Origin of the sequence: Mycobacterium sp. IS-1496 (assembly GCF_001499995.1) — a bacterium.
Lineage (GTDB): Bacteria > Actinomycetota > Actinomycetes > Mycobacteriales > Mycobacteriaceae > Mycobacterium.
Genome location: NZ_LQIU01000005.1, coordinates 25,445 through 48,440, shown reverse-complemented (window position 1 = coordinate 48,440; position 22,996 = coordinate 25,445). Strand labels below are relative to the sequence as shown.

The window sequence follows — 22,996 nt, the reverse complement described above, 5'->3', positions numbered from 1 at the left end:
AAACGGTATGAGACGACTTCTCGCGTTCGGTTCTGCGCTGACGATCATCGGCGCCGCAGGCGGATTCGGCTTCGGCAGTGCATCCGCCGACGAGCCGCCGGTGCCGCCGCCACCGCCCACCCACCCGGCCGACGGTCCGCCGCCGCTGGGCACACCGGGCAGGGCGTATGCCCTCGGCGGCGCGCACGTGCTGGGCATCCCCTACGACGAATACATCATGCGCACCGGCGCAGACTGGTTCCCGGGACTGGACCGGCAGATCGTCGACTACCCCGCCGGCCAGGTACAGGGGCACACCCTGGAGCGGCTCTTCCCCGGCATCGGACGGTTGGACGACTCCTTCCCCGGCCTGGGGATCGACGGCCCCAGCGTCGGCGAGTCGGTCGACGTCGGGACGCCGAACGTCATCAACGCGGTCCGTGAGGGCGGCCGCGGCACCGCGATCGGGCTGTCCGAGGGTGCGATGGTGCTCAACGACGTACAGGCGAAGCTGGCCTACGACCCGGCCGCGCCGCCGCCGAGCGAGTTGAGTTTCGCGATGTACGGCGACCCGGTGGCGCGGCACGCCTTCGGCGAGAGCTTCCTGACCCAGGTGTTCCCGGTGGGCAGCGTCGTCCCGTCGCTGGACTATCGCATCCCGCCGCCGGTGGAGAGCCAGTACGACACCTACCAGTTCGTGTCCGCCTACGACAGCATCGCCGACTGGCCGGACCGGCCGGACAACTGGATCTCCGTCGCCAACGCGATCGTGGGTCTGGCGACCGGTCACACCGCGGTCGCCTTCACCAAACCGAGCATGGTGCCGCCGCAGAACATCCGGACCACCGTCAACTCCCGCGGCGCCAAGACCACCACGTTCATGATCCCCGAGGAGCACCTCCCGCTGGTGCTGCCCTTCAAATACCTCGGGGTGGACAAGGGCACGCTGATGGAACTCGACGCGGTCCTCAAGCCCTACGTGGACGCCGGCTACTCCCGGCACGACGATCCGCTGACCGCCCCGATCACCGTGGACCCGGTGAACGGCTACGACCCGGCCGAGGTCACCGCGCCGGCCACCCAGGCCGCCTTCGGCGGCGCCGCCGATCCGGTGTCGCAGCTGCTGTCCGGGCTCCAGTACGTGCTGAACAACCCTCCGTAACCCGCCCGCGGGCCGGCTCTACAAGCCCGCGAGCCCGGCGGCGAGCAGCACGAAGCCGATCACGGCCAGCAGCGCGCCGAGCCCGCGCCGGCCCTGCGCGCGCAACCACTCGTACAGCGCCGACAGTGCCGCGCGGGTGCGTTCGGGCGCGACCAGGTAGCACAGCAGCGGGATCTCCACGAGCGCGAACGCGACCACGTTGAACACGACCAGCGCCCCGAGTTGGACGGTGGTCGCGGCGCCGGACGCGACGATGAGCGCCAGCGCCGCCAGGTAGTCGACGGACGGCAGTGCGATGCCGAGGCCCGCGATCCCGGCCGTCCACGGGGAGCCGCCGTTGAGCAGCTGCCGCGCGCGCGTCGCGAGCGGTCCGAACCTGGTCTGCGACAGGTTCGCAGCGTCGCGACCGCGCCCCCACACGCCGGTGGCCACCAGCGCGGCGTTGACGAGCACCACGGCGCCGACGACGATCTGCACCATCGGGAGAGTGAGCCGTGCCGAACCCAGCGCGGGTCTGAGCACGAACAGGGCGACCACGCCGACGGTCAGGCCCATCGCGAAGCCGCCGGCGAGCAGGGCCACCAGTTGCCTGCGCGGCTGGGGGCGGTTGATCATCAGGACCGTCATCCCGACCCGGAACGGCTCCAGGCTGACCGCGACGGCCATCGCCAGGAGCGGGATCCACATGATGAGCGTCAGGCTACCGCCCCGGCGGTCCGCACCGGGCTTCCGCTCACCGGGAGCGGGACCATGGCCGCGGGTCGGCGCGCGTGTGAAGATGGACGGCGATGAGCGCAATTGATCTGAACCCGGCGACGCTGCGCGAGGCCTTCGGGCACTTCCCGACGGGCGTCATCGCGATCGCGGCGGAGGCCGACGGCGTCCGCGTCGGCCTGGCCGCGAGCACGTTCGTCCCGGTGTCGCTGGACCCACCTCTGGTGTCGTTCTGCGTGCAGAACACCTCGACGACGTGGCCGAAGCTCAAGAACCTGCCCCGCCTGGGTATCAGCGTGCTCGGGGAGTCACACGACGCTGCCGCGCGCACGCTGGCGGCCAAGGCCGGTGACCGGTTCGCCGGGTTGGAGACGACGTCGACCGACGACGGCGCCGTGTTCATCCACGGCACCAGCGTATGGCTGGACAGTTCGATCCACGACCTCGTCGAGGCGGGCGATCACACGATCGTGATCCTGCGCGTCGAGGACATCACCGTGCACCCGGACGTCGCGCCGATCGTGTTCCACCGCAGCACTTTCCGCCGTCTCGGCGGGTGAGGGCGAACGGTCAGGGACGCGTGGCCAGTTCGTCGCGGTAACCCTGGATCCGCCGCTCGATCTCGGCGGCATCCCCGCTGCGGCCCTCTTTGCGGGCCAGGTCGGCGCGCGTGGACAACTCCCGGATCGCCGTGCGGATGTCGTTGAGGCTGTGCGTGTGACTGAGGGTCATCAGGCTGCCTTTCGTCGTTGATTGGCCGCTTGACACGAGGCTACCCGACACCTGTGACGTGGCTCACCCTCGGTGGAAGATCACTTCCGCCGGAACAACTTGTTGCCCAGCCACACCACCGGGTCGTACTTCTGGTCGGCCACGCGTTCCTTCATCGGGATCAGCGCGTTGTCGGTGATCTTGATGTGCTCGGGGCAGACCTCGGTGCAGCACTTGGTGATGTTGCAGTAGCCGAGGCCGTGCACTTCCTGGGAGTCCTCGGCGCGACGCTCGTGCACGTCGAGCGGATGCATGTCCAGTTCGGCCATCCGCATCAGGTAGCGGGGACCGGCGAACTCCTTCTTGTTCTCCTCGTGGTCGCGGACCACGTGGCAGGTGTTCTGGCACAGGAAGCACTCGATGCACTTGCGGAACTCCTGTGACCGGTTCACGTCCTCCTGCGCCATCCGGTACTCACCGGGCTGCAGATCCTTCGGCGGGGTGAACGACGGGATCTCGCGGGCCTTCTCGTAATTGAAGGACACGTCGGTGACGAGGTCGCGGATGACGGGGAACGCACGCAGCGGCGTGACCGTGATCGTCTCGTTCTCGCCGAACGTCGACATCCGGGTCATGCACAGCAGCCGCGGACGGCCGTTGATCTCCGCCGAACACGATCCGCACTTGCCGGCCTTGCAGTTCCAGCGCACCGCCAGGTCACCGGTCTGGGTCTGCTGCAGGCGGTGGATGATGTCGAGGACGACCTCGCCCTCGTTGACCTCGACGGTGTAGTCCTGCAGGGCGCCGCCCTCGTCGTCGCCGCGCCACACCCGCATGTTCGCCTGGTAGGTCATGAGCCCCTCCTTGCCGGGTGGTTGGCGAGTTCCTCGTCGGTGAAGTACTTCTCGAGTTCTTCGATGTCCAGCAACTCGAGCAGGTCGTCGCGCATCGGCACCTGGTCCTCCCGGGTGACGGTGACGCTCGGGACGACGACGTCGTCGTCCTGCGCGCGGCACACCAGCAGCGTCTTGCGCCAGCCGGCCTCCATCGACGGGTAGTCGTCACGGGTGTGCCCGCCTCGGCTCTCCGTGCGCTCGAGTGCCGCCTTGGCCACGCACTCGCTGACCAGGAGCATGTTGCGCAGGTCGATCGCCAGGTGCCAGCCCGGGTTGAAGTGCCTGCCGCCCTCGACCTTCATGCGCTTGAACCGCTCCCGCAGTTCGGTGAGTTTGCCCTGCGCCTCGGTGACCTCGTCGGCCGTGCGGATGATCCCGACCAGCTCGTTCATCGTGTCCTGCAGGTCGAGCTGCATGGTGTACGGATTCTCCGGTTCGCCCTCGCTCGGCCCGTCGAACGGCGCGAGCGCGAGCTTGCGGGCCGCCTCGACCGCCTCGTCGGACACGGCGGGCCGACTGTCGAGCGCCCGCACGTAGTCCGAGGCGCCCAGCCCGGCCCGGCGGCCGAACACCAGCAGGTCCGACAGCGAGTTGCCGCCCAGCCGGTTCGATCCGTGCATACCGCCCGCGCACTCCCCGGCGGCGAACAGGCCCGCGGTCTTGGCGGCGCCGGTGTCCGGGTCGACCTCGATGCCCCCCATCACGTAATGGCAGGTGGGCCCCACCTCCATCTCGTCGGTGGTGATGTCGACCTCGGCGAGTTCCATGAACTGGTGGTACATCGACGGCAGCCGGCGCTTGATCTCCTCGGAGCTCATGCGCGAGGCGATGTCGAGGTAGACACCGCCGTGCGGGGTGCCGCGGCCCTCCTTCACCTCGGTGTTGATCGCGCGCGCAACCTCGTCGCGGGGCAGCAGGTCCGGCGTGCGGCGGGCGGAGTCGTTGTCCTTGAGCCACTGATCGGCCTCGTCCTCGGACTCGGCGTACTGCCCTTTGAACACGTCGGGGATGTAGTCGAACATGAACCGCTTGCCGTCGGAGTTCTTCAGCACACCGCCGTCGCCGCGCACACCCTCGGTGACGAGGATGCCTTTCACGCTGGGCGGCCACACCATCCCGGTGGGGTGGAACTGGATGAACTCCATGTTGATCAGCGTCGCGCCGGCCCGGAGCGCCAGCGCGTGCCCGTCACCGGTGTACTCCCACGAGTTCGAGGTGACCTTGTAGGACTTGCCGATTCCGCCCGTGGCGAGCACCACCGCAGGCGCCTCGAAGAGGATGAAGTCGCCGCTCTCGCGCCAGTAGCCGAACGCGCCGGCGATCCGGTCGCCGTCGAGGATGAGGTCGGTGACCGTGCATTCGGCGAACACCCGGATGCGGGCCTCGTAGTCACCGAGCTCCTCTTTGTCCTCCTGCTGCAGCGAGACGATCTTCTGCTGCATGGTGCGGATGATCTCGAGGCCGGTGCGGTCACCGACGTGGGCCAGCCGCGAGTAGGTGTGGCCGCCGAAGTTGCGCTGGCTGATCCGGCCGTCCTTGGTGCGGTCGAACAGCGCGCCGTAGGTCTCGAGCTCCCACACCCGGTCGGGTGCCTCCTTGGCGTGCAGCTCGGCCATCCGCCAGTTGTTGAGGAACTTGCCGCCGCGCATGGTGTCGCCGAAGTGGACCTGCCAGTTGTCCTTCGGGTTCGTGTTGCCCATCGACGCGGCGCAGCCACCCTCGGCCATCACCGTGTGCGCCTTGCCGAACAGCGATTTGCACACCACGGCGACCTTCAGGCCCCGCTCCCGCGCCTCGATCACCGCTCGCAGACCCGCGCCGCCGGCACCGATCACGACGACGTCGTACTGGTGCCGTTCGAGCGGCGTCGAGCCGCTTGCGCGAAGAGCATCGAGCTCAGCCATCTATGTGGATCCTCACTTGCCTGTTCGGTAATGGAGTTGTCGTGTCAGCCGATGAATCTCAGGTCCGAGATGGTGCCGCTGGCGACCAGCATGACGTAGAAGTCGGTCAACACCAGCGTCCCGAGGGTGATCCAGGCGAACTGCATGTGCCGGGTGTTGAGCTTGCTGACCTGTGTCCAGATCCAGTAGCGGATCGGATGTTTCGAGAAGTGCTTGAGGCGGCCACCGGTGACGTGGCGGCAGGAGTGGCACGAGACCGTATAGGTCCACAGCAGGATCACGTTGACGACGAGGATCACGTTGCCGAGGCCGAACCCGAAACCGCTGGGGGAGTGGAACGCCAGGATCGCGTCCCAGGTGTTGATCAGCGAGATGAGCACCGCGATGTAGAAGAAGTAGCGGTGCAGGTTCTGCATGATCAGGGGCAGCTTGGTCTCCCCGGTGTACTTCGAATGCGGCTCGGCCACAGCGCATCCCGGCGGGGACTGCCACACCGACCGGTAGTAGGCCTTGCGGTAGTAGTAGCAGGTCAGCCGGAACAGCAGCAGGAACGGCAGCGAGAACGCCGCGTACGGCAACCACCAGACGTCGGGCAGGACCTGGCCGAAGTGGCTGGCCTCCGGGATGCACCCCTTGCTCACACACGGTGAGTAGAACGGCGTCAGGTAGTGGTAGTCGGCCACCCAGTAGGCGCTGCCCCAGAACGCCCGGACCGTCGCGTAGACGACGAACGCGGCGAGTCCGAGGTTGGTCAACAGCGATGGCACCCACCAGCGGTCGGTGCGCAAGGTCCGTTCGGGGATCTTGGCGCGTCCGGCGGAGTGGACGCCGGTGCCCTCGCGGTCTGCGGTCGGTGCGCTCACGGTTGCCTTTCGTGAATGGGTGGGGCGGGCATGCGGTCACCCGCGGTCGGCGCTCTCACGCCGGTGGCGGTGCGGGCGGCGGTACCGCCCGCGACCGGTCAGCGGGTGCCGCCGAGGCCCTCGTCGTCGACACCGCGCCAGAACTCGGTGTCGTACTGGGTGTCGGGGATCGGGATCTTCTCGCCGACATGGTGATGTCTGGTCAACCCGCGGCCGAGTTCGAGTTCCTCGGCGTCGATGTCGAGACGGTCGATGTCGTTGAGGATGCGTTCGGCGTCGTTGACGATGCGGCGCATCCCGGGGGAGTCGCCGTACTGGGACGCCAGCGCGGTGACGCAGCGTCGTAGGCCGCCGATGAGTTCGTGCAGTTCGGCGAGACCGGTCGTGGTGGACAAGTGACCTCCTTGGGCTGAAGGGTGTCGTGAATCACAGTACGCAACCGATGCTAGCCACATCACACAGTTAAGAGTGAGACAGATCACGTCTGAGGCGGCAGGATGATCCCGTGTCCAACCACGATTCGAAGCAACTCGCCGATGCTCTGCTCGCCCTGCACCAGCCCGGTGACCCCGTGGTCCTGCCCACCGTCTGGGATGCGTGGTCGGCCAACCTCGCCGTCGGCGCGGGGTTCGCGGCGCTCACCGTCGGCAGCCACCCCGTCGCGGATTCGGTCGGGCGCGCCGACAACGAGGGCATGACGTTCGACGAGTTGCTCACCCGCGTCGCGCAGATCACCGACGCCGTCGACGTGCCGGTGTCGGTGGACATCGAATCCGGGTACGGCGAGGCGCCGGCCCGGCTGATCGAGGGACTCCTGGGCGTCGGCGCGGTGGGGCTCAACATCGAGGACACCGTGCACAGCGAGGGGGGCCGGTTGCGGTCGTCCGGTGAACACGCCGAACTCGTCGGGGCGCTGCGGGCCGCCGCCGACGAGTCCGGGGTCCACGTGGTGGTCAACGCCCGCACGGATCTGTTTCTGCGCAAGGACGGTGACGAGGCCGACCGGGTGGACCGGGCCATCGCGCGCTTGACGGAGGCCGCCGAGGCGGGCGCCGACGTGCTGTACCCGGTGGGGCGCCACGATCCGGACACGCAGCGCCGCCTGACCTCCGAGCTGCCGCTCCCGGTCAACGCGATCGGGCTGCCGGATCAGGACGACCCGGCGTCGTTCGGCCCGCTGGGTGTCGCGCGGATCAGTTTCGGCCCGTTCCTGCAGGCGGCGCTGGCCACCAGGGCGAACGAACTGCTCGCCCGCTGGAAGTAGCGACTTCTGCGCCCTAACGAACATTTGGGCGCAGAAGTCCGAGAGCGCGCCGCCATTTCGTCGATCTCGGCGGCTACACCGCGAGGTGCTACTTGTTCTCGATCGCGATGCGCTGCGGCTGGGCACCGGCGTAGGCGCCGGCCACCCGGACGGTCAGCACACCGGCGTCGTAGGACGCCGAGACGGCGTCACCGGTGACGTGCTGCGGAAGCCGGAACGACCGCCGGAACGATCCGTACCGCATCTCGCGGAGCGTCCGGCCGTCCTTCTCCTCAGTGCGTTCGTCGCGCCGCTCACCGTGGATGACCAGTTGGCCGCTGTCGACCTCCACGGCGACGTCCTTGTCGACGTCCACGCCGGGCAGTTCGACCCGTACCACGGCGTCGTCACCGTCCTTGGCGATCTCGGCGGCCGGGTGGAACCCCGGGGCCGGACCGGCGAATCCGTCGTCGGCGGCTGACGGGCCGAAGAAGTCCCGGATCCAGCGATCCAGATCCCACGCGGGTCGCACCCGCAAGGCCACGTTGCTCATGTTCTGCTCCTCGTCTGCCTGTGACCGGCCCTGTACCGGTCCGCTGCCCTGTAGAACTTGAGTCCACCACGCTCATGTTCCGGGCGCCCGTTCGCCGGCGGCGAACGGTCTCACAAGCAGTCGGGCAACCACGTGAGCACACCGTGATGGGGCCTTCACACAAGGCGACATCGCGGCAATATCGACTTCCTAGCCTTGCGCCCATGCCGTCAACGAAGAACGTCGTGGTCGTGGGCCACGGCATGGTCGGGCACCGGTTCGTCGAAGCGCTGCGCGCGCGCGACGATGCGGGCGCCTGGCGGATCACCGTGCTCGCCGAGGAAACCGACGCCGCCTACGACCGGGTGGGTCTGACCGGATACACCGAGCACTGGGACCGCGCACTGCTGGCGCTCGCCGGCAACGACTACGCCGGCGACGACCTGGTGGACCTGCGCCTGGGCCAGCGCGTCACCTCCATCGACCGCGACAACCGCACGGTGAGCACCGCCGACGGCACGACGGTCGGCTACGACGCGTTGGTGCTGGCCACCGGTTCGTACGCCTTCGTGCCACCGGTGCCCGGCCGCGACCTGCCCGCCTGCCACGTCTACCGCACGTTCGACGACCTCGACGCGATCGCCGCCGACGCGGCGCGAGCCCGCGAGGCCGGGCGCGCGCCGGTGGGTGTCGTCATCGGGGGTGGTCTGCTCGGTCTGGAGGCCGCGAACGCGCTGCGCGGGTTCGGACTGACCGCCCACGTGGTGGAGCGGTCACCGCGCCTGATGTCCCAGCAGCTCGACGACGCGGGCGGCGCGCTGCTCGGCCGGATGATCACCGACCTCGGCATCGAGGTCCACCTCGACGTCAGCACCGAGGCGATCAGACCGGCTCAGCGCAACAAGCCGCTGAAGCGCTCGGAAGACGACGACTCGCTGCGGGTGATGCTGGGCGACGGGTCGTTCATCGACGCGGGCCTCGTGGTCTTCGCCGCCGGGGTCCGGCCGCGTGACGAGCTGGCCCGCGAGGCGGGACTGCAGACCGCCGAACGCGGTGGCGTGCTCACCGACTTGGGTTGTGTGACAAGCGATCCCCACGTCTACGCGATCGGCGAGGTCGCCGCGATCGAGGGCCGTTGCTACGGTCTGGTGGGTCCGGGTTACACCAGCGCCGAGGTGGTGGCGGACCGGCTCCTCGGCGGGGCCGCGGAGTTCCCAGAGGCCGATATGTCGACCAAGCTCAAACTGCTCGGCGTGGACGTGGCGAGCTTCGGCGACGCGATGGGACGCACCCCCAACTCCCTCGAGGTGGTGGTCAACGACCCGGTCAACCAGACCTACGCCAAGCTGGTGCTCTCCGATGACGCCACGACGCTGCTCGGCGGAGTCCTGGTGGGTGACGCTTCGGCGTACGGCGTGCTGCGGCCGATGGTCGGTGAGCAACTGCCGGGCGACCCCATGGCGTTGATCGCGCCCGCCGGATCCGGCGGCGCGGACGGCGGACTCGGCGTCGGCGCGCTGCCGGCGGCAGCGCAGATCTGCTCGTGCAACAACGTCACGAAGGGTGACGTCACCGACGCGATCGCGGGCGGCTGCTGCGACGTCGCGGGTCTCAAGGCGTGCACGAAGGCCGGCACCTCCTGCGGGTCCTGTGTGCCGCTGCTCAAACAGCTGCTCGAAGCCGAGGGCGTCGAACAGTCGAAGGCGTTGTGCGAGCACTTCTCCCATTCACGCGCCGAACTGTTCGAGATCGTCTCGGCCACCGAGATCCGCACGTTCTCCGGACTGCTCGAGCGCTTCGGCACCGGGAAGGGTTGCGACATCTGCAAACCCACCGTCGCCTCGATCCTCGCCTCCACCAGTTCCGAGCACATCCTCGACGGCGAACAGGCCGCGCTGCAGGACTCCAACGATCACTTCCTGGCCAACATCCAACGCAACGGCAGCTATTCGGTGGTGCCGAGGGTGCCGGGCGGTGACATCACCCCCGAACAGCTGATCCTGATCGGCGAGATCGCCCGTGACTTCGACCTCTACACGAAGATCACCGGCGGCCAGCGGATCGACCTGTTCGGCGCCCGCGTCGACCAACTCCCGGAGATCTGGCGCCGGCTGGTCGAGGGCGGGATGGAGTCGGGCCACGCCTACGGCAAGGCCCTGCGCACCGTGAAGAGCTGTGTCGGCAGCGACTGGTGCCGCTACGGCCAACAGGATTCGGTGCAGATGGCGATCAACCTGGAATTGCGCTACCGGGGACTGCGCGCCCCGCACAAGATCAAGATGGGTGTCTCGGGCTGTGCCCGCGAATGCGCCGAGGCGCGCGGGAAGGACGTCGGCGTCATCGCCACCGAGCACGGCTGGAACCTCTACGTCGGCGGCAACGGCGGGATGACCCCCAAACACGCCCAGCTGCTGGCGGGCGACCTCGACGACGAGACGCTGATCCGCTACATCGACCGGTTCCTGATGTTCTACATCCGCACCGCCGATCGCCTCCAGCGCACCGCGCCGTGGGTCGAACAGCTCGGACTGGACCACCTGCGGGAAGTGGTCTGTGACGACTCCCTCGGTCTGGCAGACGAATTCGAGACGGCGATGGCGCGCCACGTCGAGGGCTACTCGTGCGAGTGGAAGGGCGTGCTCGAAGACCCGGACAAGCTGTCACGGTTCGTGTCCTTCGTCAACGCACCCGATGTGCCCGATCCGACCGTCGCCTTCACCGAGAACGCCGGCCGCAAGGTACCGGTGCAGATCGGGATGCCCACCGTCCGACCGCTCCAGGAGACATCGTGACCCTGCTCGACGACCGCCATGAGCTCAACGGGCCGCCGGCTACGAGATGGACGGTGGCCTGCCGTTACGACCACCTGATCCCGTGTCGCGGTGTCGGGGTGCTGCTGCCCGACGGCGCACAGGCCGCCTTGTTCCGCCTCGACGACGGCAGCCTGCACGCGATCGGCAACATCGACCCGTTCTCGGGCGCGGCGGTGATGTCGCGCGGCATCACCGGCGACCGGGGCGGCCGCGCCATCGTGCAGTCCCCGATCAAGAAGCAGGCCTTCGCCTTCGACGACGGCAGCTGCCTCGACGACCCGTCGGTGTCGCTGCCGGTGTACCGGACACGGCGGACCGCCGACGGTGTCGTCGAGATCGAGGGGTAGCGCTCTCAGGCGGCGCGCCGGTATTCGACCGGGCTGCGGTGGGTGACGGCCCGCACGGGCTGCCAGCGGAACATCCCGGCCCCCTGCGCGTAGGACAGGTGGCCGCCGAGCGCGCCGCCGACACTGATCGCGCCCAGGCCGAGCAGGCTGTACACCCGCGCGGCGCGCACCTTGTCCTTGCGGTAGGCGCGGTAGGCCAGGCCGAAGAACGTCACCCCGGCCGCGTTGGACACCGCGTGCACCAGGCCGACCCGCTGCTGCCGTTTGTTGAGCAGGACGTAGTCCGCCCAGCCGGCCAGCACGGTGGGTGGTGTCGCGGCCAGGCCGACCCCGATGAGGCGACGCGCCGTGGCGACGTCTTTGAACACGACGTCGAAGACCACCGACGTCATCCAGGTGCCGATGGGCAGGGTGATCAACAGCGGGTGGACGGGGTGGCCCAGCCAGGAGCCGCGCAGGACGCGGCCGAGGTGGGCACCGTCGACCACCTGACTCGCGATGCGGGCGCCTGCGCCGGCCGGCGCGTCGAGCGACTTCACCTCTTCGACGCGGGCGAGGATGCGATGGATGTTCATTGTGTGCAGATACCCTCTCCGCGCCCGCCGAATCGGCGTTTGACGTGGCGCGATTGGGGTAAGAAGGAACAATGACGGCGGGCGTCGAGCGCCTCGACGAGGTTCTCGAGCACTGCCTGCGCCACTCGAGCCGACGGGCGCAGGCGGATCTGCCGGGTGTGCTGGCCGGGCTCACGGCACTGGCGGTGTCCCACGTTCCCGGCGTCGACCACGCGAGCGTCACGTTCCTGGCCGAGGACATCGCCATCCGGTGTCTGGCCGCCACGGACGGGCACCCCCTGGTGCTCGACAATCTCCAGCGCGGCTTCCGGCAGGGCCCTTGCTTCGATGCCGCGACCGAGCACCGCGTGGTCCGCGTCGACGATCTCACCGACGAGTCCCGGTGGCCCGCCTTCACCGCCAAGGCGGTGGCCGCCACACCGGTGCGCGCGATACTGGCCCTGCCGGTGTTCCGGGACGGCCGTTCCCCCGTGGCGCTGAACCTCTATGCGGACCGTCCGGGGGCGCTCGACGGCCACAGCGAGGCGTCCGGCGCGATCGTCGCCTCCCACGTCGCCGAGGCGATGACGGCGGCGCACCGTCCCAGGGCCCACGGCCGGTCGCCGCGGTCGACCGTCATCAACCAGGCCAAGACGCTGCTGATGCGCGACTTCGAGGTCGACGTCGCACAATCCTTCGCGCTGATGGTGAAATTGGCCAAGCAGCAACACGTCTCGATCGAGGCGGTCGCGCGCGCACTGGTGTCCGGCGACGGTTAGGCCGCGACCGGGATCCGGGCCCGCCGGAACCGGCTGGCGATCAGCCGCACGAGCCCGGGGTGCGTGCCCAGCGGGTCGGTGACGATGTCGGCGCCGGCGGCCCGCAACCGATCTTGGAACAGGCCTTCGGACAACAGATATGACGCCACCACCACGCGTCGGGCGCCGCGCCGTCGCGCCGCGGTGACCGCCTCGTCGATGCGCGGCAGGCCGGTGGCGGCGAACGCGAGGTCGACGCGCGCGCCGGTGACGGCGGACAGCGATGCGGCGGTGGTGTGCAGATCGCGCAGCGCGTGCGGATCCGAGGTGCCCGCCGCGGCAAGGATCACGGAATCGTCAGGTGCCCAGCCGGATTCGACGAGTCGGTCACCCAGTACCCGCGCCAGTTGGGGGTCGGGGCCCAGCGCGTCGGCGACCGTGACGTCCGGATGGCCGCTGGCCGCGACGTGTGCCGGGATGTCACTGCGGACGTGGTAGCCGCGCGACAGGAACGCGGGCACCACAACCGCCGGGCGGTCGCCGGTCGCGCCGAGCAGGTCGGCGGGGGACGGACCCAGCACGTCGACGAACGCGACGCCGACCGGCCTCCCGAGCGCCTCCGCGACGCGGTCGGCGATGTCGCCGATCAGCGCCACGCCGCTGGCCTTGCGCGTGCCGTGGGCGACCATGATGTGTTCCACAGGGCTCCTCACAACGCCTCCGCCAGGTCGTCGTCGACGGTGAGCCGGTAACCGCGCTTGACGACCGTCGACACGATCTGCTTGTCGCCCAGCGCCGTTCGCAGTCGCAGCACCGCGGTCTCCACGGCGTGGGTGTCGGTGCCGCTGCCGGGCAGGGCGCCGAGCAGGTCGGTGCGCGACACCACCGCGCCGGGCCGGTGGGCCAGCGCGCGGATCGTCGCCATCCCGGCCGGGGACAGCGACTTGACCACCCCGTCCACCAGCACGCAGGTCCCGCGGATCTCGAGCAGGTGACCGGCGACGCGGACGGTGCGGGCCTGCAACAGCGGCAGTTCGTCGGTGATGTGGCGGGCCAGCGCTCCCAACCGCATACGCTCCGGTGCCGACGTCGGGACCCCGAGCCGGACCAGCGGGCGGGCGGTGACCGGGCCGACGCACATCGCATGGACGTTGGTGCGCAGCGCCGTCAGCACCCGGTCGGTGACACCCATCTCGGTGGCCCGCATGAGCACCGACGCCACCGCGGGTGCGGAGGTGAAGCTGACGGCGTCGAACTTCTCCTCCGCGATGCCGGCGACCAGTTGGTCGAACTCGCCGTTGCGGGGCGCGGGCCGCCAGCGGTACACGCGGATGGGCACCACATCGGCGCCCGCTGCGCGCAGTTCGTCGAGGAATTCCGGGAAGGGATCCCAGTCGTCGGTGGCGCCGTGCAACTGGACCGCGATGCGCTGCCCGGCGATGCCGCCGTCGAGCAGGTACCGCAGCACCTCCCGGGACGACTCCGAATCCGGTGACCACTCCTCGGGCAGTCCGGCGGCCCGCAGGGCGCCGGTCGCCTTCGGCCCGCGGGACACGATGCGGGCCCGTTCGAGCGCCGCGGTCAGATCGGCGGCGACACCCCAGCCGTCGGCCGCGGCGATCCAGCCGCGCAACCCGATCCCGGTCGTCGCGACGACGATGTCGGGCGGGGTGTCGATCAGCGCCTCGGTGTTGGCGCGTAGTTCGTCGTCATCGGGCAGGGGCACCATCTCGATCGCGGCCGCGCTGGTCACGGTGGCGCCGCGCCGGCGCAGCAGTGCGCTGAGCTCGTCGGCGCGGCGGGCGGAGGTCACCGCCACCCGGAATCCGGTGAGCGGTGCCCAGTCAGGCTCACTCATGTGTTCTGTGTATGCAGGTCGTGTTTCGCATCTGTTTCCGGCCCGTTGCCGGGCCATTGCCATAGCCGTCGGTGTGGACAGGACGACGCCATTGTCGTCCTGTCCACGGATCCGGTGGTCACGTGCGTGCCAGGTCGGGCCGCGTTGCGCGGTCGACGGAGGCGTCGCCGCTCGGGCGCCGCACGTACATGACCCAGGTGACCGCGGAGGCCACCACGTAGAACACCGCGAAGATCCAGAACGCGGCGGTGGCCGAACCGCTCGACAGGTAGGACTGCCGCAGCGCGAGGTTGATGCCGACCCCGCCGAGGGCGCCGACGGCGCCGGCGAAGCCGATCAGCGCCCCGGACATGGCGCGCGACCAGGCGGCCCGCTGCTCCTCGGCGGCGTCCAGGGAGCGGCTGCGCGCCTCGAAGATCGACGGGATCATCTTGTACACCGAGCCGTTGCCGATACCCGACAGCAGGAACAGGGCGATGAAGCCGACGACGTAGCCGATCATCGTGGCGGCGGTGGCCGCGCCCGGGCTGCCGTCGTCGAGGGTGCTGACGGTGACCAGGACCCCGGCCGCCAGGATCATGCCGGCGAACACCGCCAGGGTGACGCGGCCGCCACCGATGCGGTCGGCCAGCTTGCCGCCGTAGACCCGCGACAACGAACCCAGCAGCGGGCCGACGAACGCGATCTGCGCGGCGTGCAGCGACGCCTCGGCGGGACTCTGCCCGCGGGCGGCGAAGTTGATCTGCAGCACCTGGCCGAACGCGAATGCGAATCCGATGAACGAGCCGAACGTGCCGATGTAGAGCAGCGAGATCACCCAGGTATCCCGTACGCGCAGAATGTCTTTCATCGCGGTGAAGTCGATCTTGTGCTGTTCGAGGTTGTCCATGTACAGCGCCGCGCCGATACCGGCGACGGCCAGGGCCACCAGGTAGACCGCGCACACCCAGTACGGCTGCCGGTTGCCCGCGGTGGCGATGACGAGCAGGCCGACCAGCTGGATCATCGGCACCCCGATGTTGCCGCCGCCCGCGTTGAGGCCCAGCGCCCACCCCTTGAGGCGCTGCGGGTAGAAGGCGTTGATGTTCGTCATCGACGAGGCGAAGTTGCCGCCACCGAAGCCGGCCAGCGCCGCGCACACCAGGTACGGCCACAGTGGCAGACCGGGATTGGCGAGCAACACCATGGTGCCCAGCGTCGGGATCAGCAGCACGAACGCCGAGAACACCGTCCAGTTGCGTCCGCCGAACCGCGCGGTGGCCAGGGTGTAGGGGATCCGCAGGCAGGCCCCGACCAGGGTGGCGGTGGCACCGAGCAGGAACTTGTCGCCCGCCGAGAACCCGTAGACGGCCTCGGGCATGAACAACACCATGACCGACCAGATGGACCAGACGGAGAAGCCGATGTGCTCGGCGGCCACCGACCAGATGAGGTTGCGGCGGGCGATGTGTTTGTTACCGGCCTCCCAGGCTGCCGTGTCCTCGGGATCCCAGTCGGTGATGCGGTGCGACATGGCGGCAACGGTAGGAAGCGTTCGTTACCCCGACGCTGCAGGCGATGACCCCGCCGTGAAATTCCGCTCACCACAGTCGGCGCAGCGGTGTGAGATCACCAGACGTCGCCGTGGCGCCAGTCGCAGGTCAGTTCGGCGGTGGTGTCGAGCTCTGTGCCCCCGAGAGCCGAGCGGACCGGGTAGACGAACACCGATCCGTCGTCGTCGGGAGTGCGCACCCGACCGTCCGGGGACAGGACCGACGTCGGCCCCAGCCACGGTTGCCATCCGCGGGCGCGGTACATCGGCCGCGCCATGGCCGACGTCGACAGCGCGCCGAGTTGGTAGGCGCCGCGCACCACCTGCTCGCAGGCGTCCATGATGGCGCGGCCCAGACCCTGTCCGCGACGGTCTTCGCGGACCGCGACGGCCTCGAGGTATCCGCAGCGCAGCGCCGCGTCCCCGTAGAGCAGCCGCCGTTGCACCACTGCCGCGTGGGCGATCAGTACGCCGTGGTCCCAGATCAGCGCATGCATTCCGCCGAGCGCGTGCTCCCAGTCGTCGTCGGCGAAATCGCCGCCGAACGCGGCCACCACCATGCGCCGGGCGCCTTCGCGGGTCTCGTTGTCGAGATCCGACGTGTGGATCAGCCGCGCGGTGTGGATGACCCCGTGGACGCGAGCCTCACTGACATGCAGGGGAAGCACACCTTGGTTGTACCAGTGCGGCGCTCATGCCACAACGCACGATCGGGTAACGCTCGGTCACGTGATCGACCAGAACTCGAGCAGCGTCCGGATGGTCGCCACCAGCGGCAGTGGTTGGTCCAGCATCGGATGGTGTCCTGCCTGCGCCAGTTCGACGAAGGGTCCGCGCAGCTGCAGGATGTCGCGGATCCGTTCGGCCATCGGCGGCGGAACGAGCCCGTTCTCGCACCGCAGATATCCGACCCGGCAGGGGATCCGGGTGAAGGTGTCCTCGACGATCTCCCGTTCGGCCGGGGTCTGTTCGAGCAGCTCACCGCCGAAGATCTCGGGGTCGAACTTCCACACCCACCCGGTGTCGGTGTGGCGGACCGACTGCCTGGCGATGTGGTCGGCGATGTGGGGCAGCGTCACGTCTTGTGCGGGAACCGCTTTGAAGCGGGCGAGGATCTCCTCCTCGGTGCGGTAGCCCGGACTGTCACGCCTGCGGTTGCGCAGCCGGTTCTCCTCGGGAGCCCGCTCACGCAAGGGCGAGTCGACGACCAGCACGCTGTCGATCTGCGCGCCGTACCGGGTGGCCGCGGCGGCGGTGACCCAGCCGCCCATGCTGTGGCCGACGATCGTCGGCCATGCCGACGATCCCGAGACTTCCGCGGCGGCGAGTACCTCCCGGGCCCAGACCGACACTGCGTAGCTCGCGCGGGTGCCGCTGTCGCCGTGGCCGCTCAGGTCGGGTGCGACCACCGTGTGGGTGCGGGTGAAGAACGGTGCGATGTGATCCCACCACCCGGAGTGGGCGCCGCCGCCGTGGACGAGGACCAGCGGCGGCTTTCCCGGCTCGCCCCAGGCGCGCACCCGGATGGGGCAGCCCTCGACCTCGATCGTGTGATGGTTCGGCTGCTGCCGCAACGCCGCGGTGAACCAGGCGGGCACGTCCGTCGACGGAGGTGAGGGCGAGGACTCTCCGCGGCGGAACAGGCGATTCACCTCGCCATTCTGCAACAGCCCGTTACGCGAAGGGCTTCCGCGGCCGCGACCAGTGCAGCCGCACGGTCTGACCCGGGCGGGCCTGGGAGGCCCGGTCGATGTCGTCGTCGACCACGACACCGATCACCGGGTATCCGCCGGTGACCGGATGGTCCGGACCGAGGATGACCGGTAACCCGTTGAGCGGCACCTGGATCGCCCCGCGAGTGGCGCCTTCGCTGGGCAGCTGCCGGTCGGGCCACCGGTAGTCCATCGGCATGCCGACCAACCGCGTACCGACGCGGTCGCTGCGGGTGGTGACCTGCCAGTTGGTGCGCACCAGGATGTCCGGGTCGGCGAACCAGTCGTCGCGGGGCCCGGGCACCACCATGAGTTCGAGGACGTCGTCGTCGATCGCCGCCACCGGCGCCTGGTCGAGTTCGGGGAAGTCCTCGGTGTGGTGGCCGACGGGCAGCACGTCGCCGGGTTTGAGCGGTTGCGGTCCGATCGCCGACATCACGTCGTAGCTGCGTGACCCGAGCACCGGCGCCACGTCGAACCCGCCCCGCACCGCCAGGTAGCTGCGCAGGCCGGAGTACGGGACCCCCAGCGATATCACGTCGCCGTCGTGGGCGTAGTGAATGCTGTTGGTGCCGAACGGCTTTCCGTTGACAGCCGGGTCGGCGTCCGCGCCGGTGACGGCGACCGCGACGTCACCGCCCCGGACCCGGGCGGTGAAGCCACCGAACATCACCTCGACCGTCGCCCGGTCACCGGGGTTGGCGACCAGCCGGTTGGCCAGCGCGTGCGCGCGGCGGTCCGCCGCGCCCGAGCGGGTGACGCCCATGTGCGCGAGCCCCGGCCGGCCGAGGTCTTCGACCAGCGCGAGCGGCCCGGGCTTCAGAACCTCCAGAGTGGTCATCATCGCCTCCTCATCCGACGGCGCGGAACTCGACCCACATGCCGGGGGTGAGCAGCGCGGGGTTCTCGCGGTCGACGTCCCACAGCGCGGCGTCGGTGTGTCCGATCAACTGCCACCCGCCGGGCGATTCGCGGGGGTACACCCCGCTGAACTCGCCGGCGAGCCCGACCGAACCGGCGGGCACCTTCGTTCGCGGTTCGGCACGCCGCGGGACGTGCAGCCGTTCGTCACCACCGACGAGGTAGGCGAAACCTGGTGCGAAACCCCCGAATCCGACCCGCCACCACGTGCCGGTGTGGGCGGCCACCACCTGATCGGCGTCCATCCCGGTCAAGCTTGCGACCTCGGCGAGGTCGGCGCCGTCGTCGACGACGTCGAGCACGGCGTCGGCGCGGTCCGGTGGGGTCGCGGATTCCGCCGCGGCGCGGCGGTCGACGCGCAGGGCGGCCAGCCGTTGCCGGGTCGGCGCCTGGTATCGCGGCCCGTCGACCTTGACCAGGACGGTGCGGGAGGCGGGCACGATGTCGACGACGCCGGGCAGCCCGGCCTCGCGGACGGCGTCGGTCCACACCAATACTTCGGCGGTGCTGTCGAACTCGAGGAGCAGTGCCCGGTCGCCGTAGTCGAGCACTGTGTCCAGAACCATCGAGGCCATCACATCCGGTGCTGCGGTCATACCCAAAGCTACCGCTGGGTAACGTCGGCGTCCGCTCCCTGAGAAGGTTTCCCAGAGGTGTTTTAGGGAGCGCTCAGACCGCGGGTTCGTACGTGGGTTCGCGGCGCTTGATGGTGGCGATCACCCGGTAGGTCACGGGCAGCATCGCCGCCTCGATCACCGTCTTGTAGATCCAGCCGAGTGCCGCGTAGACGGCGAAGGAACCCATGTTGCCGAAGCCGATGATCGGCGCGGCGATCGCGCAGAAGACGAGCGTGTCGGCGAACTGACCCACCACCGTCGACCCGAGAAGCCGCGCCCAGAGGTGCTGTTCTTTGGTGCGCTGTTTGATCCGGACGACCACCCAGGCGTTGACGAGCTGACCGACCAGGAAGCCGGACAGCCCCGCGACGGCCAGCCCGGTGATCGCCGCGACCGTGGTGGCCAGCGCCTCCTGGTTCGCGTAGTCCGGCGCGCCGGGCAACCGCACGGTCGTCCACAGCACGAGCACGGCGAGCGCCTGCATGGCGAAGCCGATGACCACCGCCCGCCGCGCGGCGCGGAAGCCGTACACCTCGCTGAGCACGTCGCCGATGACGTAGGTGAGTGGGAAGACCAGGAAGCCGCCGTCGGTCAGCAGCGGTCCGAACGCCACCCCCTTGGTGGCCGCGACGTTGGAGATCAGCACCAGCCCGGTGAACACGGCGACCAGCGTCGGGTAGTAGGCGGAGCCCACCGTCGCGGAACCCCGGTGGGCGGTCTCGGTCACCGCGCCATTCTGGCAGGCACCGTCACGGTGCGATCACCTCAGGCCAGGATCTGCGCCAGCAGCGGCGGCAGCCGGTCGGCGACCAGCGGATAGGACAGCGGCGAGGCGAACGCGATCGCGCCGGCGAGTTCCTTGTCGGTGAAGATGGTGCGCCCACCCGCGACGGCCTTCAGTCCCGCGATGGCCGGGTCGGCGAGCAGCGCACCCTGTTCCTGTTCGCTCTCGGTGGTCCAGATGAGGACGTCGGCGGCGTCGAGCACCGCGGCCATCCGGTCGCGGGGGATCAGTGGGCCGCCCGGGTCGGCGACGGTGAACCCCATCTGGGTCAGGAAGTCGGTGCGCCAACCCGGGGGCACGGCCTGCACGCTGTCGCGGTGGAGCGGGCCACGCAGCAGCAGTGCCTTCTTGCCGGCGAACTGGGGATTGGCCGACGCCGCGTTCGTGAACCGCTCGTCGACGCGGGCGATGAGCGCCTGCATCTCGGCGGCCTTGAACACCGCCTGGCCGATCACCGTGGCCTGGTCCTTCCACGGCTCGAAGAAGGCGGCGGACCCGCTTTGGGCGACCGTCGGCGCAATCTGCGACAGGACCGCGTAGGTGTCGGCGTCGAGGCCCGCGTTGGTGGCGACGATCAGGTCCGGGTTCAGTCCCCGGATCTCTTCGACCTGGATGCCGTCGGCGAGGCTGAGCACGGTCGGCTGAGCCGGCCCGAGTTGGCCTCGCGCCCATGGCCATACGCCGAACGGTTCGCCGCCGAACCAGTCGGTGACCGCGATCGGCACCACCCCGACGGCCAGCAGGTCGTCCTGTTCGGTGAGTCCGGCGCTGACGACCCGGGTGGGCGGCCCGGGTATGCGGGTCTCGCCGAACGCGTGGGCGACGGTGACGGAGCCGTCCTTCGCGACGGTGCCCGTCTCGTCGCCCCCGCAGCCGGCGAGCGCCGTCGAACCGGCGAGCGTGGCGGTCATGGCCAGGAACGTGCGCCGCGACCAGGCAGAAGACACGCGGCGAGCGTAACCGCTAACCCACCTCGAAGCCGCTGAACAACACGAGCGCGAGACCGAGTGCCGCCACGATGTTGACGACGGTGGCCGAGGCGAACACCGCGACCGGACGCCAGCCCGCCTCGCGCAGACCGCGCAGCGAGAACTCGAGTCCGATCGCGACGAACGCGAAGATCAGAAACCACGTCCGCAGGTCGTTGACCGTGGTGATGGCGGCCTTGTCGCCGCCCCACTGCAGGTACAGGGTGCCGATGATCGACGCGGCGATGAAGCCGAGCACGAATTTGGGGAACCGTTCCCAGAACTGCCCGACCGTCGGCTTGGCCTCTTCGGCGCTGCGGCGCTCCACCTTCAGCGCGAAGTACGCGGTGAGGGCGATCGCGACGATGCCGATCAGCGCGTTCTGGGTGGTCTTGACGATGGTCGCGATCTGCAGGGCGTCCTCGCCGGCGAGCGCCCCGGAGGCCGCGACGGCGGCGGTGGTGTCGATGTTGCCGCCGATCCACGCGCCGGCCACGGCATCGGGCAGTCCGAACACCCGGGCCAGCCACGGCAGCAGAAAGATCGAGGGAAGTGCGAAGGCGATGACGAGCGACGCGGCGTAGGCGAGCTGCTCACGCTTGGCCTGCACCGCGCCGGCCGCGGCGATGGCCGCGCTCACCCCGCAGATGGAGACCGCCGAGGCGAGCAGCGCGCGCAGTTTGTCCTCGAGTCCGAGGCGGCCGCCGAGCCACCAGGTGAACCCGAAGACGATGGAGATCAGCAGCAGCGCCTGGACGATCGCCGGTCCGGCGGCGGTGACGAGGACCTTGAGGTTGATCGACGCACCGAGCAGCACCAGTCCGGTCTTGATGAAGAACTCGGTGCGGAAGCCGCCCGCCAGGGCGTCACGCAACGCGAGGCGGCTCAGCACCACGTTGCCGAGCAGGCCCAAAGCGATGGCGTAGACCGGGAATTCGATGGATTTGGCGACGCCCTCGAACGAGGTGCCGTCCGCCCACCGGGGCACCTGGGATTCGAGGAAGCGGGTGGCCGCGCCGAGCGCCAGCACCACCGCCACGCCGGCGACGGCGTAACCGATTCCGCCCGGGCCGCGCTCGTCGGTGCGCTCCTGGGGGCTCGTCCGCTCGGTCTGCTCCGTCATGGGATCACGCTGCCCGGGATGGCACCGACGAGCACGAGCGCGAGCAGGGTGAGGCCGACGATCACGGCCAGCCAATCCTCGTTCATGGGTGCGCAACGTACCGGCGCCCGCAGGCGCGGACACCGGTTGCGCTCACCGTGAGCCCAAAGTCAGGAGTGGGCGAGCTTCTTGTTGACCAGCCGGGTCAGCCAGGCCGGGGAGAAGCGGGCGCCGGTGGCGAGCACCTTGGACTGTGCGCCGACGGGGAAGTGCACCTGGTGCAGTGCGCGGCGCAGCGCCGGGGGTTCGACGGCGGCGACGATGGCGTCGGCGATGTCCTGTGCGGTCAGCCGGATGCCCAGCGAGTCGGTGGTGCCGGTCTTGATGTTGTCGGTCATCGCCGTCTGGACGTACAGCGGCCACATGGCGATCACCCGGATGCCGTACTGGCTCCATTCCAGGTCGAGGGCTTCGGTGACACCGCGGACGAAGAACTTGGTGGCGCTGTAGTTGGCGAGTTCGGCCTGACCGTAGATCGCGCTGGCCGAGGCGAGGTTGACGACGACCGACCCGGGTGTGTTGCGCAGGTGGGGAAACGCCGCGTAGAGACCGTTGACCACGCCCTTGGCGTTGATGTCGATCTCCTTGAAGTGCCCGGCGAGGTCGAGTTCCTCGAAACGGCCGGCCCGCAGGATCCCGGCATTGTTGATCAGGACGTCGAGGCGGCCATCGGTGGCCTGGGTGAACTCCTCGATGCGTTGGCTCATCTCGTCACTGTCGGTGACGTCGAGGTGACCGGTGACGACGGTGGTCTGCACCCGGTCGAGTTCTTCGGTGAGCGTTTTGAGTCCGACCTCGTCGATGTCGAACGCTCCGACGGTGTAGCCCTTGCGGGCGAAGGCGACTGCGGTCTTGCGGCCGATGCCGGCGGCGGCGCCGGTGATGAACACGGTCTTCGGGGTGCGCATAAGACATAGTCACCCATCCGCGAGATTCGCAAACGTGTCTCGGCCGCGTGGGCGCGTTG

The 22,996-nt window shown here is 69.4% G+C and carries 25 protein-coding genes; 6 read left to right on the top strand and 19 right to left on the bottom strand.

The features are described 5' to 3' along the window. The first annotated feature begins 7 nt into the window (after positions 1–7). Complete coding sequence (pe, locus tag AU195_RS04060; protein ID WP_059157784.1) at positions 8–1,141, top strand: acyltransferase PE; 1,134 nt, start codon at positions 8–10, stop codon at positions 1,139–1,141. Between the two features lie 18 nt (positions 1,142–1,159). Here the strand turns inward: pe and AU195_RS04055 are convergent, their stop codons facing one another. Continuing rightward, entirely contained in the window at positions 1,160–1,828 is a 669-nt protein-coding gene (locus AU195_RS04055; RefSeq protein ID WP_059157783.1) for a GAP family protein, read from the bottom strand. Positions 1,829–1,929: 101 nt separating this feature from the next. Between AU195_RS04055 and AU195_RS04050 the strand changes: the two genes are divergently transcribed. Beyond that, positions 1,930–2,415, top strand: a complete 486-nt coding sequence (locus AU195_RS04050) for a flavin reductase family protein (protein WP_059157782.1) — start codon at positions 1,930–1,932, stop codon at positions 2,413–2,415. A gap of 10 nt (positions 2,416–2,425) precedes the next feature. On the opposite strand, the gene AU195_RS25895 is transcribed toward AU195_RS04050, so the two are convergent. The 5 genes from AU195_RS25895 to AU195_RS04030 form a co-directional block, all read right to left on the bottom strand. Continuing rightward, positions 2,426–2,587, bottom strand: coding sequence for a hypothetical protein (locus tag AU195_RS25895; protein WP_172800466.1), 162 nt, complete (start codon positions 2,585–2,587; stop codon positions 2,426–2,428). A gap of 80 nt (positions 2,588–2,667) precedes the next feature. After that, positions 2,668–3,420, bottom strand: a complete 753-nt coding sequence (locus AU195_RS04045) for a succinate dehydrogenase/fumarate reductase iron-sulfur subunit (RefSeq protein WP_059157781.1) — start codon at positions 3,418–3,420, stop codon at positions 2,668–2,670. Then, positions 3,417–5,366 (bottom strand): fumarate reductase/succinate dehydrogenase flavoprotein subunit, encoded by a 1,950-nt coding sequence (locus tag AU195_RS04040; protein WP_059157780.1) that lies wholly within the window; start codon positions 5,364–5,366, stop codon positions 3,417–3,419. The genes AU195_RS04045 and AU195_RS04040 overlap by 4 nt, the downstream gene beginning before the upstream one ends. Positions 5,367–5,410: 44 nt before the next feature. Beyond that, positions 5,411–6,229, bottom strand: coding sequence for a succinate dehydrogenase subunit SdhC (gene sdhC, locus AU195_RS04035; protein WP_059157779.1), 819 nt, complete (start codon positions 6,227–6,229; stop codon positions 5,411–5,413). A gap of 98 nt (positions 6,230–6,327) precedes the next feature. Continuing rightward, positions 6,328–6,624 carry an Rv0250c family protein gene (locus AU195_RS04030; protein ID WP_059157778.1) on the bottom strand — a complete coding sequence of 99 codons (297 nt, stop codon included), beginning with the start codon at positions 6,622–6,624 and terminating at the stop codon, positions 6,328–6,330. Between the two features lie 110 nt (positions 6,625–6,734). Between AU195_RS04030 and AU195_RS04025 the strand changes: the two genes are divergently transcribed. Further along, positions 6,735–7,493 (top strand): isocitrate lyase/PEP mutase family protein, encoded by a 759-nt coding sequence (locus AU195_RS04025; RefSeq protein WP_059157777.1) that lies wholly within the window; start codon positions 6,735–6,737, stop codon positions 7,491–7,493. 88 nt (positions 7,494–7,581) lie between these two features. Here the strand turns inward: AU195_RS04025 and AU195_RS04020 are convergent, their stop codons facing one another. Beyond that, a complete protein-coding gene (locus tag AU195_RS04020; RefSeq protein WP_059157776.1) occupies positions 7,582–8,025 on the bottom strand; it encodes an Hsp20/alpha crystallin family protein in 444 nt (147 codons plus the stop codon). A 203-nt stretch (positions 8,026–8,228) separates the two neighbouring features. Here AU195_RS04020 and nirB point away from each other — a divergent pair, with 203 nt between their 5' ends. Beyond that, entirely contained in the window at positions 8,229–10,796 is a 2,568-nt protein-coding gene (gene nirB / locus AU195_RS04015; RefSeq protein ID WP_059157775.1) for a nitrite reductase large subunit NirB, read from the top strand. Then, the gene (gene nirD / locus AU195_RS04010) at positions 10,793–11,164 is read left to right on the top strand and encodes a nitrite reductase small subunit NirD (protein ID WP_059157774.1); all 372 of its coding nucleotides are present in this window, start codon (positions 10,793–10,795) and stop codon (positions 11,162–11,164) included. Before nirB ends, nirD begins: the two co-directional genes overlap by 4 nt. 5 nt (positions 11,165–11,169) lie before the next feature. Here nirD and AU195_RS04005 read toward each other — a convergent pair whose 3' ends face one another. Continuing rightward, positions 11,170–11,739, bottom strand: a complete 570-nt coding sequence (locus AU195_RS04005) for a DUF2231 domain-containing protein (protein ID WP_059157773.1) — start codon at positions 11,737–11,739, stop codon at positions 11,170–11,172. A gap of 71 nt (positions 11,740–11,810) precedes the next feature. On the opposite strand from AU195_RS04005, the gene AU195_RS04000 reads away from it, so the two are divergent. Then, positions 11,811–12,497 carry a GAF and ANTAR domain-containing protein gene (locus AU195_RS04000; protein ID WP_059157772.1) on the top strand — a complete coding sequence of 229 codons (687 nt, stop codon included), beginning with the start codon at positions 11,811–11,813 and terminating at the stop codon, positions 12,495–12,497. On the opposite strand, the gene AU195_RS03995 is transcribed toward AU195_RS04000, so the two are convergent. The 11 genes from AU195_RS03995 to AU195_RS03945 all read right to left on the bottom strand — a co-directional run bounded on the left by AU195_RS03995 (position 12,494) and on the right by AU195_RS03945 (position 22,937). Next, the gene (locus AU195_RS03995) at positions 12,494–13,165 is read right to left on the bottom strand and encodes a sirohydrochlorin chelatase (protein ID WP_157531022.1); all 672 of its coding nucleotides are present in this window, start codon (positions 13,163–13,165) and stop codon (positions 12,494–12,496) included. The two genes, AU195_RS04000 and AU195_RS03995, sit on opposite strands and share 4 nt — an antisense overlap. Before the next feature lie 20 nt (positions 13,166–13,185). Continuing rightward, on the bottom strand, positions 13,186–14,334 hold the full coding sequence (locus tag AU195_RS03990) for a uroporphyrinogen-III synthase (protein WP_059157770.1): 1,149 nt from the start codon (positions 14,332–14,334) through the stop codon (positions 13,186–13,188). 118 nt (positions 14,335–14,452) lie between these two features. Continuing rightward, entirely contained in the window at positions 14,453–15,847 is a 1,395-nt protein-coding gene (locus tag AU195_RS03985) for a nitrate/nitrite transporter (protein WP_059157769.1), read from the bottom strand. Positions 15,848–15,942: 95 nt separating this feature from the next. After that, positions 15,943–16,533, bottom strand: a complete 591-nt coding sequence (locus AU195_RS03980; RefSeq protein WP_059157768.1) for a GNAT family N-acetyltransferase — start codon at positions 16,531–16,533, stop codon at positions 15,943–15,945. Positions 16,534–16,590: 57 nt separating this feature from the next. Next, positions 16,591–17,532: an alpha/beta fold hydrolase gene (locus AU195_RS03975; protein ID WP_059157767.1), complete on the bottom strand. Its 942-nt coding sequence runs from the start codon at positions 17,530–17,532 to the stop codon at positions 16,591–16,593. A gap of 7 nt (positions 17,533–17,539) precedes the next feature. Beyond that, positions 17,540–18,418, bottom strand: coding sequence for a 5-oxoprolinase/urea amidolyase family protein (locus tag AU195_RS03970; RefSeq protein ID WP_172800465.1), 879 nt, complete (start codon positions 18,416–18,418; stop codon positions 17,540–17,542). A gap of 10 nt (positions 18,419–18,428) precedes the next feature. Further along, positions 18,429–19,094, bottom strand: a complete 666-nt coding sequence (locus tag AU195_RS03965; protein WP_059157765.1) for a 5-oxoprolinase subunit B family protein — start codon at positions 19,092–19,094, stop codon at positions 18,429–18,431. 73 nt (positions 19,095–19,167) lie between these two features. After that, positions 19,168–19,842, bottom strand: a complete 675-nt coding sequence (locus AU195_RS03960; RefSeq protein ID WP_059157764.1) for a queuosine precursor transporter — start codon at positions 19,840–19,842, stop codon at positions 19,168–19,170. Between the two features lie 38 nt (positions 19,843–19,880). Continuing rightward, positions 19,881–20,846, bottom strand: coding sequence for an ABC transporter substrate-binding protein (locus AU195_RS03955; protein ID WP_059157763.1), 966 nt, complete (start codon positions 20,844–20,846; stop codon positions 19,881–19,883). 16 nt (positions 20,847–20,862) lie between these two features. After that, on the bottom strand, positions 20,863–21,990 hold the full coding sequence (locus tag AU195_RS03950; RefSeq protein ID WP_059157762.1) for a YeiH family protein: 1,128 nt from the start codon (positions 21,988–21,990) through the stop codon (positions 20,863–20,865). A 149-nt stretch (positions 21,991–22,139) separates the two neighbouring features. Next, positions 22,140–22,937, bottom strand: a complete 798-nt coding sequence (locus AU195_RS03945; protein WP_059157761.1) for an SDR family oxidoreductase — start codon at positions 22,935–22,937, stop codon at positions 22,140–22,142. Positions 22,938–22,996 lie beyond the last annotated feature (59 nt).

What these genes read in the sequence shown, in the direction of transcription:
- AU195_RS04005 (WP_059157773.1), bottom strand. Translation starts at nt 11,739, where the DNA reads ATGAACATCCATCGCATCCTCGCCCGCGTCGAAGAGGTGAAGTCGCTC.
- AU195_RS03950 (WP_059157762.1), bottom strand. Translation starts at nt 21,990, where the DNA reads ATGACGGAGCAGACCGAGCGGACGAGCCCCCAGGAGCGCACCGACGAG.
- AU195_RS03970 (WP_172800465.1), bottom strand. Translation starts at nt 18,418, where the DNA reads ATGACCACTCTGGAGGTTCTGAAGCCCGGGCCGCTCGCGCTGGTCGAA.
- AU195_RS03945 (WP_059157761.1), bottom strand. Translation starts at nt 22,937, where the DNA reads ATGCGCACCCCGAAGACCGTGTTCATCACCGGCGCCGCCGCCGGCATC.
- AU195_RS25895 (WP_172800466.1), bottom strand. Translation starts at nt 2,587, where the DNA reads ATGACCCTCAGTCACACGCACAGCCTCAACGACATCCGCACGGCGATC.
- AU195_RS04020 (WP_059157776.1), bottom strand. Translation starts at nt 8,025, where the DNA reads ATGAGCAACGTGGCCTTGCGGGTGCGACCCGCGTGGGATCTGGATCGC.
- AU195_RS04000 (WP_059157772.1), top strand. Translation starts at nt 11,811, where the DNA reads ATGACGGCGGGCGTCGAGCGCCTCGACGAGGTTCTCGAGCACTGCCTG.
- AU195_RS03985 (WP_059157769.1), bottom strand. Translation starts at nt 15,847, where the DNA reads ATGTCGCACCGCATCACCGACTGGGATCCCGAGGACACGGCAGCCTGG.
- AU195_RS03990 (WP_059157770.1), bottom strand. Translation starts at nt 14,334, where the DNA reads ATGAGTGAGCCTGACTGGGCACCGCTCACCGGATTCCGGGTGGCGGTG.
- AU195_RS04045 (WP_059157781.1), bottom strand. Translation starts at nt 3,420, where the DNA reads ATGACCTACCAGGCGAACATGCGGGTGTGGCGCGGCGACGACGAGGGC.
- AU195_RS04040 (WP_059157780.1), bottom strand. Translation starts at nt 5,366, where the DNA reads ATGGCTGAGCTCGATGCTCTTCGCGCAAGCGGCTCGACGCCGCTCGAA.
- AU195_RS04050 (WP_059157782.1), top strand. Translation starts at nt 1,930, where the DNA reads ATGAGCGCAATTGATCTGAACCCGGCGACGCTGCGCGAGGCCTTCGGG.
- pe (WP_059157784.1), top strand. Translation starts at nt 8, where the DNA reads ATGAGACGACTTCTCGCGTTCGGTTCTGCGCTGACGATCATCGGCGCC.
- AU195_RS03995 (WP_157531022.1), bottom strand. Translation starts at nt 13,165, where the DNA reads ATGGTCGCCCACGGCACGCGCAAGGCCAGCGGCGTGGCGCTGATCGGC.
- AU195_RS03965 (WP_059157765.1), bottom strand. Translation starts at nt 19,094, where the DNA reads ATGACCGCAGCACCGGATGTGATGGCCTCGATGGTTCTGGACACAGTG.
- nirB (WP_059157775.1), top strand. Translation starts at nt 8,229, where the DNA reads ATGCCGTCAACGAAGAACGTCGTGGTCGTGGGCCACGGCATGGTCGGG.
- AU195_RS04055 (WP_059157783.1), bottom strand. Translation starts at nt 1,828, where the DNA reads ATGTGGATCCCGCTCCTGGCGATGGCCGTCGCGGTCAGCCTGGAGCCG.